This window comes from Pectobacterium polonicum, from assembly GCF_005497185.1.
Lineage (GTDB): Bacteria > Pseudomonadota > Gammaproteobacteria > Enterobacterales > Enterobacteriaceae > Pectobacterium > Pectobacterium polonicum.
In genome coordinates, this window is record NZ_RJTN01000012.1 from 11,636 (window position 1) to 26,278 (window position 14,643).

Annotated in this window: 15 protein-coding genes; 10 read left to right on the plus strand and 5 right to left on the minus strand. The window is 52.7% G+C overall.

All coding sequences use genetic code 11. From position 1 onward, the window contains the following. Positions 1-16: 16 nt before the first annotated feature. Entirely contained in the window at positions 17-2,473 is a 2,457-nt protein-coding gene (rnr, locus tag EDI29_RS13200; RefSeq protein ID WP_137741251.1) for a ribonuclease R, read from the plus strand. Between the two features lie 101 nt (positions 2,474-2,574). Continuing rightward, positions 2,575-3,306, plus strand: coding sequence for a 23S rRNA (guanosine(2251)-2'-O)-methyltransferase RlmB (gene rlmB, locus EDI29_RS13205; protein WP_010279080.1), 732 nt, complete (start codon positions 2,575-2,577; stop codon positions 3,304-3,306). Between the two features lie 56 nt (positions 3,307-3,362). Here rlmB and EDI29_RS13210 read toward each other — a convergent pair whose 3' ends face one another. After that, positions 3,363-4,898, minus strand: coding sequence for a methyl-accepting chemotaxis protein (locus EDI29_RS13210; RefSeq protein ID WP_137741252.1), 1,536 nt, complete (start codon positions 4,896-4,898; stop codon positions 3,363-3,365). A gap of 367 nt (positions 4,899-5,265) precedes the next feature. Between EDI29_RS13210 and EDI29_RS13215 the strand changes: the two genes are divergently transcribed. Beyond that, positions 5,266-5,664: a DUF350 domain-containing protein gene (locus EDI29_RS13215; RefSeq protein WP_137741253.1), complete on the plus strand. Its 399-nt coding sequence runs from the start codon at positions 5,266-5,268 to the stop codon at positions 5,662-5,664. A 105-nt stretch (positions 5,665-5,769) separates the two neighbouring features. Here EDI29_RS13215 and prfH read toward each other — a convergent pair whose 3' ends face one another. The 3 genes from prfH to EDI29_RS13230 form a co-directional block, all read right to left on the minus strand. Continuing rightward, positions 5,770-6,393, minus strand: a complete 624-nt coding sequence (prfH, locus tag EDI29_RS13220; RefSeq protein WP_137741254.1) for a peptide chain release factor H — start codon at positions 6,391-6,393, stop codon at positions 5,770-5,772. Then, positions 6,390-7,511: an RNA ligase RtcB family protein gene (locus tag EDI29_RS13225; protein WP_137741255.1), complete on the minus strand. Its 1,122-nt coding sequence runs from the start codon at positions 7,509-7,511 to the stop codon at positions 6,390-6,392. Before EDI29_RS13225 ends, prfH begins: the two co-directional genes overlap by 4 nt. 288 nt (positions 7,512-7,799) lie before the next feature. Further along, positions 7,800-9,740 (minus strand): methyl-accepting chemotaxis protein, encoded by a 1,941-nt coding sequence (locus tag EDI29_RS13230; protein ID WP_137741256.1) that lies wholly within the window; start codon positions 9,738-9,740, stop codon positions 7,800-7,802. 296 nt (positions 9,741-10,036) lie between these two features. Here EDI29_RS13230 and yjfP point away from each other — a divergent pair, with 296 nt between their 5' ends. The 6 genes from yjfP to EDI29_RS13260 all read left to right on the plus strand — a co-directional run bounded on the left by yjfP (position 10,037) and on the right by EDI29_RS13260 (position 12,917). Continuing rightward, positions 10,037-10,822, plus strand: coding sequence for an esterase (gene yjfP / locus EDI29_RS13235; protein ID WP_137741257.1), 786 nt, complete (start codon positions 10,037-10,039; stop codon positions 10,820-10,822). 148 nt (positions 10,823-10,970) lie between these two features. Continuing rightward, positions 10,971-11,363 carry a 30S ribosomal protein S6 gene (gene rpsF, locus EDI29_RS13240; RefSeq protein ID WP_005974793.1) on the plus strand — a complete coding sequence of 131 codons (393 nt, stop codon included), beginning with the start codon at positions 10,971-10,973 and terminating at the stop codon, positions 11,361-11,363. Between the two features lie 5 nt (positions 11,364-11,368). After that, positions 11,369-11,689: a primosomal replication protein N gene (gene priB / locus EDI29_RS13245; RefSeq protein WP_107170004.1), complete on the plus strand. Its 321-nt coding sequence runs from the start codon at positions 11,369-11,371 to the stop codon at positions 11,687-11,689. Between the two features lie 4 nt (positions 11,690-11,693). Next, on the plus strand, positions 11,694-11,921 hold the full coding sequence (gene rpsR, locus EDI29_RS13250) for a 30S ribosomal protein S18 (RefSeq protein WP_005974788.1): 228 nt from the start codon (positions 11,694-11,696) through the stop codon (positions 11,919-11,921). A 41-nt stretch (positions 11,922-11,962) separates the two neighbouring features. Then, positions 11,963-12,415, plus strand: a complete 453-nt coding sequence (gene rplI, locus EDI29_RS13255) for a 50S ribosomal protein L9 (protein WP_010279043.1) — start codon at positions 11,963-11,965, stop codon at positions 12,413-12,415. Between the two features lie 139 nt (positions 12,416-12,554). Further along, positions 12,555-12,917 (plus strand): DUF488 domain-containing protein, encoded by a 363-nt coding sequence (locus tag EDI29_RS13260; RefSeq protein WP_137741258.1) that lies wholly within the window; start codon positions 12,555-12,557, stop codon positions 12,915-12,917. Here the strand turns inward: EDI29_RS13260 and EDI29_RS13265 are convergent. Next, positions 12,914-13,627, minus strand: coding sequence for a LysM-like peptidoglycan-binding domain-containing protein (locus EDI29_RS13265; RefSeq protein ID WP_137741259.1), 714 nt, complete (start codon positions 13,625-13,627; stop codon positions 12,914-12,916). The genes EDI29_RS13260 and EDI29_RS13265 overlap by 4 nt on opposite strands. A gap of 353 nt (positions 13,628-13,980) precedes the next feature. Between EDI29_RS13265 and fklB the strand changes: the two genes are divergently transcribed. Continuing rightward, positions 13,981-14,601: a BamJ family beta-barrel-assembly machinery protein gene (fklB, locus tag EDI29_RS13270; RefSeq protein WP_005974772.1), complete on the plus strand. Its 621-nt coding sequence runs from the start codon at positions 13,981-13,983 to the stop codon at positions 14,599-14,601. The last annotated feature ends 42 nt before the right edge of the window (positions 14,602-14,643 follow it).

Here is a 14,643-nt window from a genome sequence, read left to right on the forward strand (position 1 = left end):
CAACGGAGGAACCGCAATGTCACAAGATCCATTCCTGGAACGAGAAGCAGAAAAATACGAATCCCCTATCCCTAGCCGTGAATATATTTTGGCGCACATCGCCAAGCGCGATACCCCGATCAGCCGGGAAGAATTAGCCGCCGACCTGCAATTAACCGGAGAAGAACCCCTCGAAGCGCTGCGCCGCCGCCTGCGTGCGATGGAGCGCGATGGTCAGCTTATTTTTACCCGCCGGCAATGCTATGCGTTGCCAGAAAAGCTCGATCTGCTGCGTGGCACGGTGATCGGTCACCGTGATGGCTTTGGTTTCCTGCGTGTGGAAGGCCGCAAAGACGATCTTTATCTGTCGGCTGAAGAGATGAAACGGGCGATTCACGGCGATGTAGTGCTGGCACAGCCGCTGGGTGCGGATCGTAAAGGACGCCGCGAAGGGCGTATTGTACGCGTGCTAGAACCGCGCACCGGGCAAATTGTCGGCCGCTATTTTGTCGATGCCGGTGTTGGGTTCGTCGTACCGGATGATAGCCGTCTGAGCTTCGATATCCTGATCCCGAAAGAAGAAATTAACGGCGCTCGCATGGGCTTCGTGGTCGTGGTTGAACTGACGCAACGCGCCACACGCCGCACGAAAGCAGTCGGTAAGATCGTCGAGATCCTCGGTGACAACATGGGCACTGGGTTGGCGGTGGATATCGCCCTGCGTACCCACGATATTCCGCACACCTGGCCGCCTAAAGTCGAAGAGCAGGTGAAGGATCTTTCCGAAGAGGTGCCGGAAGCCGCGAAGAAAGGCCGTGTGGATCTGCGTAAGCTGCCGCTGGTCACGATTGACGGCGAAGATGCCCGTGATTTTGATGACGCCGTGTACTGTGAACAGAAACGTGGCGGCGGTTGGCGCTTGTGGGTCGCGATTGCGGACGTGAGCTATTACGTTCGGCCGAATACGGCGCTTGACCATGAAGCGCGGGCGCGCGGCACGTCGGTGTACTTCCCGTCGCAGGTCGTACCGATGCTGCCGGAAGTGCTGTCAAACGGGCTATGTTCGCTTAATCCGCAGGTTGACCGCCTGTGTATGGTCTGTGAAATGACCGTGTCGGCACAGGGCAAGCTGTCATCTTACAAGTTTTATGAAGCGGTGATGAGTTCACACGCACGTCTGACCTACACCAAGGTGTGGAACATTCTGCAAGGCGATGCCGAGCTGCGTGAGCACTACAAGCCTTTGGTCGGCGGACTGGAAGAGCTACACCACATGTATAAAGCGCTGGAACACGCGCGTGAAGTACGCGGTGGCATCGCGTTTGAGACCGAAGAAGCGAAGTTTATTTTCAACGCCGAACGCCGTATCGACCGCGTAGAAGCCGTAGTGCGTAATGATGCGCACAAGCTGATCGAAGAGTGCATGATTTTGGCGAATATCTCCGCCGCGAGATTTGTGGAGAAAAACGAAGAGCCTGCGCTGTTCCGCGTACACGATCAGCCGAGTGAAGACCATGTATTAGCCCTGCGCAGCGTGTTGGGCGAGCTGGGGCTGACGCTGAAAGGCGGAATGAAGCCGCAGCCGAAAGACTACGCGGAATTGATGAACGAGGTGGCGGAGCGTCCCGATCGGGAAATGCTGCAAACCATGCTGCTGCGTTCGATGAAGCAGGCGATTTATGACCCGGAAAACCGCGGTCACTTCGGGCTGGCCTTGACGTCCTACGGCCACTTTACGTCGCCAATTCGTCGTTATCCTGACCTGTCGCTGCACCGTGCGATTAAGTATCTGCTGAGCGATCGCCATGAGCGCTGGACGTCAACGGGCGGTTGGCATAGCGATATTAACGAGATGCTACAGCTGGGTATGCACTGTTCGATGACGGAGCGTCGTGCGGATGAAGCCACACGCGACGTCGCGGACTGGCTGAAGTGCGACTTTATGCAGGATCACGTGGGTGAAGTCTTTACGGGGATTATCGCCAGCGTGACCGGCTTTGGCTTCTTCGTGCGCCTGAAAGATCTGTTTATCGATGGGCTGGTGCACGTTTCCACGTTGGATAATGACTACTACCGTTACGATAATATCGGTCAGCGGCTGATCGGCGAATCACGCGGACAGGTTTATCGCCTGGGTGATGAAGTGGAAATTCGCGTTGAAGCGGTGCATATGGATGAGCGCAACATTGATTTTGCGTTGATTTCCAGTACGCGCAAGGTGCGTGGCGAAGGTAAAACCGCGCGTGACCGGACGAAAAAACCGGAGTCGCGTGAGGCCAAGCCAAGTCGACGCCGTCGTAGTCCAAGCAAGGCCGCCGCAAACTTTGAGCCGGATGCGGCATTCCGCAAAGAAGGCGATCGCAACGCGAAATCGGATAAGCCAAAAGCCAAACCGAAAAAGAACCGCGATAAAGCGAAAAAGAACGCAGAAAAAACGCGTAAAATCGCCGCTGCGACCAAGGCTAAACGCGCAAAGAAAAAGTCTGCTGAGTAAGGTTAGCTAGCCTGCTGCTCCTCGATGCAGAGGAGCAGCAGGGTAAACCTCTATCTCTAATGAACAGGTTCTGCCTGTTATGGTTAATTTGAAGAGTATTAATGAGCGAAATTATTTACGGTATTCATGCGGTTAAGGCACTGCTTGAGCGCGACCCACAGCGTTTTCTGGAAGTCTTTGTTCTGAAAGGGCGCGACGATCGTCGCCTTCAACCCGTGATTGCCGAGCTGGAAGCGCAGGGCATCGTCATTCAAGTGGCGAATCGGCAGTGGCTGGATAAGCAGGCCGACGACGCGGTGCATCAGGGGATCGTAGCGAAGGTCAAAGAAGGGCGGAAGTATCAGGAAAACGATCTGCCTGCGATGTTAGACAATCTGGAAACCCCTTTCCTGCTAATACTGGACGGCGTGACCGATCCACACAATCTGGGGGCGTGCCTGCGTAATGCCGATGGTGCTGGCGTGCATGCGGTGATTGTGCCCCGCGATCGTTCGGCACAGTTGAACGCGACAGTGAAGAAGGTAGCCTGTGGTGCGGCGGAAACCGTGCCAGTTATCAGCGTGACCAATCTGGCTCGCACGATGCGCCTGCTGCAAGAGCGCAATATCTGGATCGTCGGCACGGCAGGTGAAGCGGATCATACGTTGTACCAAAGCAAACTGACCGGGCCGTTGGCGCTGGTGATGGGCGCGGAAGGGGAAGGGATGCGTCGTCTGACTCGTGAACATTGCGATGAGTTGATCAGTATTCCGATGGCGGGCAGCGTGTCTTCACTGAACGTGTCCGTTGCCACTGGCGTGTGTCTGTTTGAAGCCGTTCGCCAGCGCGCGTGATTAGCGTCGTATCTGATAACAGAGAGGTGCCATAAGGCACCTCTCTGTCGTTGGGGCTACGCCGCAGAGTTTGCCAGCCTGCGAAGGTCTTGCTGTGAAGGATGTAAAAGCCGGAAGACGGAAACGGCATCAGAAAGTACGATCGCCTGTTGCTCCAGCGAGTGAGCGGCAGAAGAGGATTGCTCGACCAGCACGGTATTTTGCTGCGTGTTCTGATCCATTTCTATGATTGCCTGACCGACCTGAGAAATACCGCGGTGCTGCTCGTCCGAGGCGGTAGTAATGTCTTTCATGATGGCGTGGACCTGTGTCACGGACTGTACAATCCCCTCCATCGTTTTCCCTGCGCTGTTAACGAGTGCCGCACCGTTATTAATCTGTGAAACCGACTCGCCAATGAGCGTATCGATCTCTTTGGCGGCCTGCGCGCTGCGTTGTGCCAGATTGCGCACCTCGCTGGCGACGACGGCAAAACCACGACCTTGTTCACCGGCTCGCGCAGCCTCTACTGCCGCATTGAGCGCCAGGATGTTAGTCTGGAACGCGATGCTGTTAATCATTGAGGTGATTTCAGCAATACGGTGAGAGCTCTGTGCGATACCGTGCATGGTATTAACAGCTTTAGAGACCTGCTCTCCCCCCTGATTCGCGGTATCAGAGGCATCCATAACCAGCCGGTTGGCTTGATGGGCGTTATCGGCATTTTGTTTTACCGTTGACGTCAGCTGTTCCATGCTGGCGGCGGTTTCTTCCAGCGCGGCGGCTTGTTGCGTTGTACGAGACGAGAGATCGATATTGCCAGCGGTAATTTCCCCAGCGGCAGAGGAAATTTGATTCGCACTGAGGCGAATTTTATCAATCATGCTGTGCAGATTGTTGTTCATCTGCCCCATAGCCGAAATCAGCTGGCCTAATTCATCACGACGTTCATTGTGAAGTTGTACCGTGAGATCGCCTTCTGCAATCGCGCGGGTGGCGTGTAGCGCCTGGTGTAGTGGGCGAACGATCTGCCGTGAGATAACAATCGCGGTTGTCAGACCGAGTATGATGGCAATCAGCGTAATCACACCCAGTTGGATATCGCTGCTGATGACGTTACGGCCAGCGCGGCTCTCTTCCGTGAAGTAAAGCTTATTGATATTTTCCTGCAACAGCGCCATCTGATCGTTCAATTCACTGAGCCGCTGTTGGCTGACATCCGGGCTCATGACCTGCTGGCGCTGAGCCAGGTAGGCATTGAGTGACGTGCTGATATCCTGAATGGCGCTTTTATCTTCTGCTGGCCAGTGTCCTGTATCAATTTCCTTCAGCAGTGCTGATAGCTCTCCGCTGATATTATCGATAGCGCCGTCATGCTGTTCCAGATACTGTGCCTTACGTTCCAGCGCATAACCAAAGTTACCTTCTCGGGCGACCACGGTCTTGTCATAAATGGCACCCAAGCGGCTGATGCGCTTTAACGATTGGTCGCTATTGTATAATCCATAAAAGCCGACCATGGAAAGAATGACTCCCATGATGAGCAATAAACCAAACCCTACCAATAACTTGCGTGTTACTGACAGGTTTTGAAATGACATCCAGCGCAGCATAAACTTCTTCCTTTTGTTCATTAATTATTACCGTCATAGCAGGCCAATAACGGATTAGTTGTCGTTGTGTGTTGTGTAAAAAGGGCAGGTGATGAAAGTAGAACAGGCTCCTATATCACTGATAAAAAATGCCTCATCTGTTATCGGCATTTCAGGCGCAATACTTATTCCTTTTCTCAAACAATGTGAGGATATTCGTGCGGATACAATGATCAGGGGGATAAAGCGCCGTGCAGGGGATTTCTGCATTGCTTATCACGTAAAGTCATGTATAAACGCTTTGCTATGCAAGAATCATCTATATTCTTCATGCTTCCTCTTATCTTTGCTGGCGCGTCAACGTGTCTCATTTGAAAGGAATACTGCTATGCCTATTGTTACGTCGCTACTCGCTTTCGCATCCTATTTCTTTATCGGGTTTGCCATGGTGCTGGCCTTTTTGTTTATTTACACCCGTGTTACGCCGCATGATGAATGGGCGCTGATTAAAGAGAACAACGGTACGGCCGCGATTGGATTTGGTGGGGCGTTGATTGGTTACGTGATTCCACTTTCCAGTGCGGCGATTAATTCGGTGAGCCTGGTGGATTACATCACTTGGGGTGTGGTCGCGCTGGTGGTGCAACTGTTGATTTATTTCGCGGTGCGCCTGTATATGCCGCGTCTCAGCCAACATATCCAGAATAACGATATTGCGTCCGGTGCTTTTCTCTGTGCCGCTTCGCTCAGCGGTGGGATTCTGAACGCGGCGTGTATGTCGTACTGATTCGCCATTGCGTGATGATACGGAAACTCTCTCATCGCACTGATAGCACTCTTTAGCGAGGGGAAAATCACGGGCAGGAAATCGATGCCTGCCCGTCAGTTGAGGTTAGTGAGAAGCAACCAGCGTAAAATCTTCGCCCTTGAAGACTTTTACCGGATTGCCGCGCTCTATCTGATGGTGGAACAGACGCCGCTGTGCGCGTAGTTCGGCGTGTTGTTGTTGCTGTAGCGTCTCCAGACGATAGGCGATGAGATAACAGGCCAGACGCTTGTTCGCGTGCTGACTGCGTTCGCTCTGCACCTTCACGGTGATACCGCTGGCGACATGAGTGGCACGAACGGCAGACTCGGTTTTGTTCACATGCTGTCCGCCGGGTCCGGAGGATTTGGTGGTTTCAAAACGGATCTCGTTATCGGCAAACGCCTGCTCCTGATGAAAGCGTGCGACGCCGATAAACCAGTTCTTGCGTCCGCCACCTTTACGCCAGGGGCTATTGCATGTCCATTGAAGCGTACCGCACCAACTGGCAGCCAATGGTTCCGCCTGCTCACCGTTTAACAGAACCAGTGCGGAACGTAGCGTACCGGAACGTTTTCCTGCTTCGGTTTCGATGATTTCACAGTCGATGCCTTGCCGTGCGGCATCTCGCTTTAGTGCTTGCAATGCTTTTGCCGTTGCCAGCATGCATTCGTCCGGTCCCTGTGCAGCGGAGAGTTGAAGCAATATCATTTATCCTCCCCGCGCGTTTTGTAGGTGAGTACGGGTTTCAGGCGAGCAATTAACGTAATTAATCCTGCCTGCTGCATCGCGCCGATCACACTGTCTATCGGTTTGTAGGCTTCTGGTGCTTCCTGAAAAATCAGCTGCCTATCCTGACAAATCACACGGCTGCCGAAACGAGTACGCGCCAGTTGCTGGACGCTATACCGTGAAGACAGTCGATCCTTACACTCCGTGCGCATCCACTTTCTGCCTGCGCCATGTGCCAACGAATACAGGCTGTCTACGTGAGGTATAGGCTGCACGATATAGCTGTAGTCGCCGCGCGATCCGGGAATGATAACCGGGCCGCAGTCGGCGGGCGTCGCGCCTTTGCGGTGCAGCCAGCCGGAAATGCCCTCAATCGTCGTCGATGTCACCAGATTGTGGTTCACGTCCAGTGCGGCGGTGCCTTCCGTATGCCAGCGATCCAGCATGCGCTGTGCGATCAGCCGCCGATTGTGGGTGGCAAATGTCAACGCGAACTGATGCTGTTCCAAATAGGCCGCAGCGGCTGGCGTGTTGGCTTCAAGCCCTTGATGGCCGAATTCTCGCACGTGGGCTTCCAGTATGGTTTGCCCTAATCCGCGTGAGCCGCTATGCACGAGCAGCAGTAGCTGCTTAGGATCGATGTGCAGAGCATGCAGCGTCTCTGGCTGATAAATTTCATCAAGCTGCTGCAATTCTGCAAAGTGGTTACCGCCGCCGATGGTGCCAAGGGAATAGCGGAAATCCGCCAGCGATGGGGGAATTTCGATCTCGTCTTCCAGTGGCCCATCGATATTGCCAAGCCGTTTTTCCAACTTATCCAGCGAAATTTTGTTAGCGTTCAGGCTAGTGCGCCATAGCGCCATGCCGCAGCCGATATCATTTCCGACCAGAGCGGGGTAGAAGCGCTGTTGTGAAAAAAACGCCGCCCCAATGGGATAGCCACGGCCTGGGTGCAAATCTGGCATACCGGCCACGCGTACCATATCGGGAAGCTGTGAGGTAATTTGAAGCTGTTGGATTGCTTTATCTTCAATCCAGGTATTTTCCGTCGCGATCACACTGACGCGCGCCGAAATAGAGCGAATAGCATTGCCCATAGATCATCCTGCTGATCAATTTAAAAATAGGGTAAGGCAGGCTACAGCTGGGGGGATAACGCAACGCGGAAAAGAATGCGGAATTAGTCCCGAGATGTCCTGCAAAGAATCAGAGTAAGTGTTGTCATGATGTCGTCTCCTTTGTCAGTGGGGGAATGGGTGAAAAAGCGTCGGCATAATACTCAAGTGGCGACCATCGCGCAATACCTGCGATGGCCGTTATGGTTTTTTCCGCTTTTGTGCGACGGGATAAAAATAGTGACACAAAAGCGGATACCTTACTGATTTTTAAATACGGAAGACGCTGACCAACTCGCTGAGGTGGTGGCCTTTCTGACGCAGACTCTGCGCGGTGTCTTCCGAGTTGTTGACCAGAATGGCGTTTTCTTGTGTTGCCTGACCAATCTGTACAATCGCGATGTTCACCTGACTGATACCGGCGGACTGCTCGCGTGAGGCGATATCAATATCGTTCACGATGGTGCTGACTTGCAGGATGCGGTTGCGCAAGTCGTCCATTACCGCCTGCGTTTTTTCTGAGAAATGGTAGCCCGCTTCGATTTTCTCCAGTGACTCATCAATCAAGCTTTCGATCTCTTTCACCGCAGTAGAACTGCGCTGTGCCAGCGCGCGCACTTCAGCCGCAACCACGGCGAAGCCTCTGCCGTGCTCGCCCGCACGAGCGGCTTCTACGGCAGCATTAAGTGCCAGAATATTGGTCTGGAAAGCGATGGATTCGATCACCGTCGTGATATCGGCGATCCGCTGCGATGAATTTTTGATATCACTCATCGTAGAAACCGAGTCGGTGACGGTTTGGCTGCCGTTGCGTGCCGCCGCTGCGCTCTGTTCTGCCAGATCTTTGGCGGCGGAGACATTATCGGCATTCTGCTTCACGCTGGCGGAGAGTTGCTCCATGCTGGCAGAGGTTTCTTCGACGCTACTGGCCTGAAGGGCAATCTGCTCGCTGATATTTTCGCTATCAGCGGCAAGCGCATCGGTGCTGGCACTGATTTCCTCAGAAGAGCTTCTTACCTGCGACACGATAGTCGTTAACCCCTGCCCGATGCCGTTAATCGCATCGATCAGGCGACCCACTTCATCGCCCCGGTTGCTGGAAAGCGTGGCCGTCAGGTTACCGGCAGAAAATTGTTCTGCCACTTTGACGATTTCAACCAGCGGCTGGCTCAGCCATTTGCGCGTCAACACGACAAAGAATGCAGCGAAGAGCAGAACCAGAATAATGCCACCGCCCAAAAACAGGTTTCGAGTACGGTTAATCTCCGCCATCAGGCTTTCCTTGCTGATAGTACCAGCCACAATCCAGTTCCACTGTGGAATACTGCGGTACACCATGATCCGGGTTTTTTCTTCGCCCGTCATCGTGTTGTTGTCGTATTCGATCGTACCATTACCGGTTGCCAGTACTTTCTCTAATGCACCTTCTGACCAGTCAGGGCGTTGGTTGGCATTGCTTTGGTGGTAAAGATAGTTACCCGCATCCTTTCCTTTTTTCGAGCTAAGGACAAAGAAATGGCCTGTCTCACCCATTTTCTTGTTCAGAATAGTTTGTTGCATCTCGGTAAATTGCTTCGTGATATCGACGCCGACGAACAGAATACCGATGACCTTGTTTTCACTATCGCGTATCGGCTGATACTGGGTGATGTACTGTTTGCCGAATAGGGTTGCTAACCCACTGTAGGTTTCACCTTTCATGACAAGTGCATAGGCCGGGCTTTCACGATCGAGTTTGGTACCCATTGCGCGCGATCCATCTTCTTTCTTCAGTGAAGTGGTGATGCGCGTAAAATCTTCTCCATCGCGGACGAAAATTGTTGAGATGGCGTGAGTGCGGCTCAGAAAGTCATCCGTCACCTCGGTGTTGAGGTTCAATACCGTATCGCCAGCCTTTAGTGTCGGCTGAGGTGTGTTGCCGAAAGGGGTACGGTTAACGGTATCCAGTGAAAACCGCGTCGGCAGAAAGCTCGCCAGCAGCCGTGTATAGTTGCTGACCTCGGCTTGTAGGCTGGTATCGTACATGTTGATCATGTCGGTGACTCCATTCACCTGGCTCTGCATATCATTGAGGGTCAACGATTTTAGTTGATCGCCTGCGGAGCGGGTCAGAGTAAGGGTGAACGCAATGAACAATATCGCCACGCTTAGGGAGGCGATAATTGATAACTTGATACCCAAACCCCAGTGCTTAAAGGAAAGTCCCAACATATGTGTGTCTCTTATAATAAAAAAGGTTATTTTTTAGTCTTACTTCACATGCGTTAACGGCAGTAAATAAAAAAAATTTAATCACGGAGTGTAAATATCCATTTCAGTAATTGATCCTGATCAATGCAATTTTTTTATTTACATAAATGCGCTGCTTAAATAAGCATGAAATTAATAACATTACTGAGATAGGAAGAGTGTTGTGAGCGGGTTTTATCGTAAAAGGTTGTGAGCTTGTTGCTAAATACGATTTCGCTACATAAAAGTGTGCTGACAGAACGGAATACGAGGGAAATATGGTTGAAATGTCACTGGATAAACTCGGCAGCGGTATAGATGTGATTCATGCGGTGCCTGCGGGAAGAAGGGAACAGCCTCTACCGACGATTTTTTTCTTCCACGGTTACTGCTCGTCAAAAGAGGTGTATTCGTATTTTGGCTATGCGCTGGCTCAGGCTGGATTCAGAGTGATTCTACCCGATGCCGCCATGCACGGTGCCCGTTATGACGGGGATGAAGCACAGCGGTTGCGTCATTTTTGGGATATCCTGCAATCGAACATCGAAGAACTTCCTGATTATGTCGCGGAATACCGGCAACGTGGCCTGATCGACGGGGAACGGGTTGGCGTTTGCGGCGCGTCACTTGGCGGAATGAGCGCACTGGGGTGCATGGCTCGCTATCCTTGGATTACGGCGGTGGCGGCATTTATGGGTTCCGGCTACTTCTCCACGTTATCCTCAACGCTATTTCCTCCGGTTCCGGCCGATCGCGAAGAGAATCAGGCTGAGTTACTGGCGTTAGCGACCCAGCTCGCTGATTACGATGTCACCACGCGCCTGGAGGCGCTGTCCAATCGGCCGCTGTTGGTGTGGCACGGTGAGGCGGATGATGTCGTGCCTGCGGCGGAAAGCGCACGTCTCCATCAGGCATTACAGGCGCGTGATCAACTGGCTAATTTGACGTATTTGACTGAGCCCGGTGTGGCGCATCGCATTACGCCGACGGCCTTGCAGGCGGGGGCTGGTTTCTTCCAGCGGACACTGTCATTCCACGTTGATTCTGCAAATATCACAGCGTAGAAAACTTCTGTGTTTCTTCCTTGTGTTCTTTAATGTCGAGCACTATACTTACGCGTCATTTTTTCAGCCGCACACATACACGTTCCTTGCCTCCACGGGCCGCGGTTGACCCAGACAGGAGGCTGAATAATCCGTAAGGAGCAATTCGATGCGTCATTACGAAATCGTATTTATGGTTCATCCTGACCAGAGCGAACAGGTTCCGGGCATGATCGAGCGCTACACTGCTACCATCACTGGTGCGCAGGGCACGATCCACCGTCTGGAAGACTGGGGCCGCCGTCAGCTGGCTTACCCGATCAACAAACTGCACAAAGCTCACTACGTTCTGCTGAACGTTGAAGCGCCGCAGGAAGCGATCGATGAGCTGGAAACAAACTTCCGCTTTAACGATGCCGTTATCCGCAGCATGGTTATGCGCGTTAAGCACGCGGTAACTGAAGCATCTCCAATGGTGAAAGCGAAAGACGAACGCCGTGAGCGTCGTGAAGATTTCGCTGAAGCTGGCGATGATGTGGATGCAGGGGATTCTGAAGAGTAATTGTTGTGGTGACGGTGAACCGTCTGGTGTTGTCTGGCACCGTGTGCAAGACGCCCATTCGTAAGGTCAGCCCGTCAGGTATTCCTCACTGTCAGTTCGTGCTTGAGCACCGCTCGACGCAAGAGGAAGCCGGATTGAAGCGGCAAGCATGGTGTCGTATGCCCGTGATTGTCAGCGGACTTTCGTCACAAGCAGTTACCCACAGTATAACGGTCGGCACGCAACTTACCGTGCACGGATTCATTAGCTGCCATCAAGGGCGCAATGGTCTGAGCAAGATAGTGTTACATGCCGAGCAGATTGAATTGATAGATTCTGGAGACTAGCCACATGGCACGTTATTTCCGTCGTCGCAAATTCTGCCGTTTCACCGCGGAAGGCGTTGTAGAGATTGATTATAAAGACATCGCTACGCTGAAAAACTATATCACTGAAAGCGGCAAGATTGTTCCGAGCCGTATCACCGGTACTCGTGCAAAATACCAGCGTCAGCTGGCCCGCGCTATCAAGCGTGCGCGTTACTTGTCTTTGTTGCCGTACACTGACCGTCATCAGTAATCGGCCACTGTCCATTAACGAGACTTTGAGAGGATAAAGTAATGCAAGTTATTCTGCTTGATAAAGTAGCAAACCTGGGCAGCCTGGGTGATCAGGTAAACGTTAAAGCGGGCTATGCTCGTAACTTCTTGGTTCCGCAGGGCAAAGCTGTGCCGGCAACTAAGAAAAACGTTGAGTTCTTCGAAGCACGCCGTGCTGAACTGGAAGCCAAACTGGCTGACGTTCTGGCTGCTGCTGAAGCTCGCGCCGCTAAGATCAAAGAACTGGGTAGCGTTACCATCGCGTCTAAAGCAGGCGACGAAGGTAAACTGTTCGGTTCCATCGGTACTCGCGATATCGCTGATGCGGTAACGGCTGCCGGTGTTGACATTGCTAAGAGCGAAGTTCGCCTGCCGAACGGCGTTCTGCGTACTCTGGGTGAGCACGAAGTGAGCTTCCAGGTACACAGCGATGTATTTGCTGAGCTGAATGTCGTTGTTGTTGCTGAAGCATAATTCACGTTTATCGTCGAATTAACACTTTAGTTAACATGTGAAACGCTGGCCTTGTGCCAGCGTTTTGCATTTTAGGGATTGGGAAATGGACTATCCTTACCTGACTACCCTAAAAAGGAGACGCTAAAAAGGAGGCCGTATGTTCGATTTGATTCACCTCATCCGCGTGTATGACGCGCACGCCCCTTTCTCTTCCCCCACTTTTCTTATTGACCGCCTGTGGCCGCGTGGTATCAGTAAAACGCGTCTGGAAGGGGTTGAGTGGTTTAAAGACATTGCGCCGAGCAGCGAGCTGCGAAAATGGTTCCACGCTGAACCTGAACGTTGGGCGGAGTTTGTGGATTATTATCGTAATGAGTTAGCGCAGGGGACGGCGTGCAACAGGCTGTTGGCGTTATTGGAGCAGAAGAAGACCATTACGCTGCTTTATGGCAGTAAGGATGCGCAGCACAACCATGCTCTCGTCCTGCGCAATGTCCTATTGGAGCGGCTGGCCCACTAGCGTGTGCGGGTGAACGCCCCGTCCGCACCGCGCGTGAACCTAATCGTCTGGTTTGCTGTGGTTTCGATTTCCAACTCAGCCACCATGCCTTGAGCATTCAGCTGTAATTTGACCGCCTGACCCGCCCGCAAATTACTGAGCGGCTTATCCCGGCCTTCCACCTGCGCCATCGCGAACACATCGCTGACGGGCAAATTGTTATCACGAAAGAGCTGTGCCAGCGTTTGCCCTGATGATATCTCATAGTTCCGCCACGGCGCTGACTGCTGAGCCGGTGGCGGTGTAGACGCATGTTGCTGTTGTGACGTGGAAGGCGGATTTTCAATAATCACGGCCTGCATCGCGGCCTGATTATCCGCCTGAGTAAGCGGTACGGGTGTGCTACGTGCAGGCTGCGGATGTTGCGCGCTGTAAGGCCAGAGCAAGACGACCAGCAGCAGTGCGATAGCGATTAAAATCCAGCGACGATGGAGGAGAGGCAACGGTTCCATCCAGTGGTAGCTGTCGGGCAGATGCCAGATTTTTTGCAGCGTGACACTCATACGTTCACGCAGGGAAGGGGGAGACAGACGCTCCTGCTCTTCATTAGCCTCATCATTTTCTACGGCTACAGCATCTGAGGGCTGCCGCTGGATAATTCGCTGGCAGAAGTGCACTAGCGTTTGATAATCCCAGGTGGTTTTCCGCTTCCTGGGCGCAATTCTGCCCATGGTGACCTCTCTTACTACAATTCAGTATAAAAACAGTCATATAAAAAACGCATCAGATAAAAATGATGTCATTAACCACGCTATGCCAACAATAACGCTGCGTCAGCATAAAAACCGTATCAGGATAAGAATGCGTTCAGTATACCGATAATTTCCCTTAGCTGACCAGTTAACACGTTGATGATCAAGGCAGCCGATGTGTTAGGAATAGTAGAATCACCAGTATAGGCCAGCTTCCGGCAATGGCTTGGCTCGCGTTCAGTTAACGTGATTACCTGCACACAGGATTTTACCCCAATCCCTGTCGCTGTTATGCTGCGCTTTCAGTTTTTTACAGATTAAAAGGAACATCCATGACAACTCCTTCTTTTGATAGCGTCGAAGCGCAGGCAAGTTACGGCATCGGCTTACAGGTTGGTCAACAGTTACAGGAATCAGGGCTTGAAGGTCTGATCCCAGAAGCCCTGCTTGCTGGTCTACGCGATGCGCTGGAAGGTAACGCGCCTGCGGTGCCTGTGGATGTGGTTCATCGTGCGCTGCGTGAAATTCATGAGCGTGCTGATGCCGTGCGTCGCGATCGCCAACAGGTGCTGGCGGTAGAAGGCCAACAGTTCCTGGCGGAAAACGCGCAGAAAGAAGGCGTGGATAGCACGGAATCTGGTCTGCAATTCCGCGTGTTAACACAGGGCGAAGGGGCGATTCCTGCTCGTCAGGATCGTGTTCGTGTGCATTACACCGGTCGCCTGATTGACGGCAGCGTGTTCGACAGCTCCGTTGAGCGTGGTCAACCTGCTGAGTTCCCGGTCAGCGGCGTCATTCCTGGTTGGATTGAGGCGTTGACGCTGATGCCAGTCGGTTCTAAGTGGGAGCTTTATATCCCGCATAATCTGGCGTATGGCGAACGTGGTGCCGGTGCTTCCATTCCGCCGTTCAGCGCGCTGATTTTTGAAGTGGAACTGTTGGAGATTCTGTAATCTCCAGACAAAAAAAGGCGCTCATTGAGCGCCTTTGTTATT

Coding starts and splice junctions, on each gene's coding strand:
- prfH (WP_137741254.1), bottom strand. CDS start 6,393: ATGATATTGCTTCAACTCTCCGCTGCACAGGGACCGGACGAATGCATG.
- rnr (WP_137741251.1), top strand. CDS start 17: ATGTCACAAGATCCATTCCTGGAACGAGAAGCAGAAAAATACGAATCC.
- yjfP (WP_137741257.1), top strand. CDS start 10,037: ATGGTTGAAATGTCACTGGATAAACTCGGCAGCGGTATAGATGTGATT.
- fklB (WP_005974772.1), top strand. CDS start 13,981: ATGACAACTCCTTCTTTTGATAGCGTCGAAGCGCAGGCAAGTTACGGC.
- rpsR (WP_005974788.1), top strand. CDS start 11,694: ATGGCACGTTATTTCCGTCGTCGCAAATTCTGCCGTTTCACCGCGGAA.
- EDI29_RS13260 (WP_137741258.1), top strand. CDS start 12,555: ATGTTCGATTTGATTCACCTCATCCGCGTGTATGACGCGCACGCCCCT.
- EDI29_RS13265 (WP_137741259.1), bottom strand. CDS start 13,627: ATGGGCAGAATTGCGCCCAGGAAGCGGAAAACCACCTGGGATTATCAA.
- rplI (WP_010279043.1), top strand. CDS start 11,963: ATGCAAGTTATTCTGCTTGATAAAGTAGCAAACCTGGGCAGCCTGGGT.
- EDI29_RS13210 (WP_137741252.1), bottom strand. CDS start 4,898: ATGCTGCGCTGGATGTCATTTCAAAACCTGTCAGTAACACGCAAGTTA.
- EDI29_RS13215 (WP_137741253.1), top strand. CDS start 5,266: ATGCCTATTGTTACGTCGCTACTCGCTTTCGCATCCTATTTCTTTATC.
- rlmB (WP_010279080.1), top strand. CDS start 2,575: ATGAGCGAAATTATTTACGGTATTCATGCGGTTAAGGCACTGCTTGAG.
- rpsF (WP_005974793.1), top strand. CDS start 10,971: ATGCGTCATTACGAAATCGTATTTATGGTTCATCCTGACCAGAGCGAA.
- EDI29_RS13230 (WP_137741256.1), bottom strand. CDS start 9,740: ATGTTGGGACTTTCCTTTAAGCACTGGGGTTTGGGTATCAAGTTATCA.
- EDI29_RS13225 (WP_137741255.1), bottom strand. CDS start 7,511: ATGGGCAATGCTATTCGCTCTATTTCGGCGCGCGTCAGTGTGATCGCG.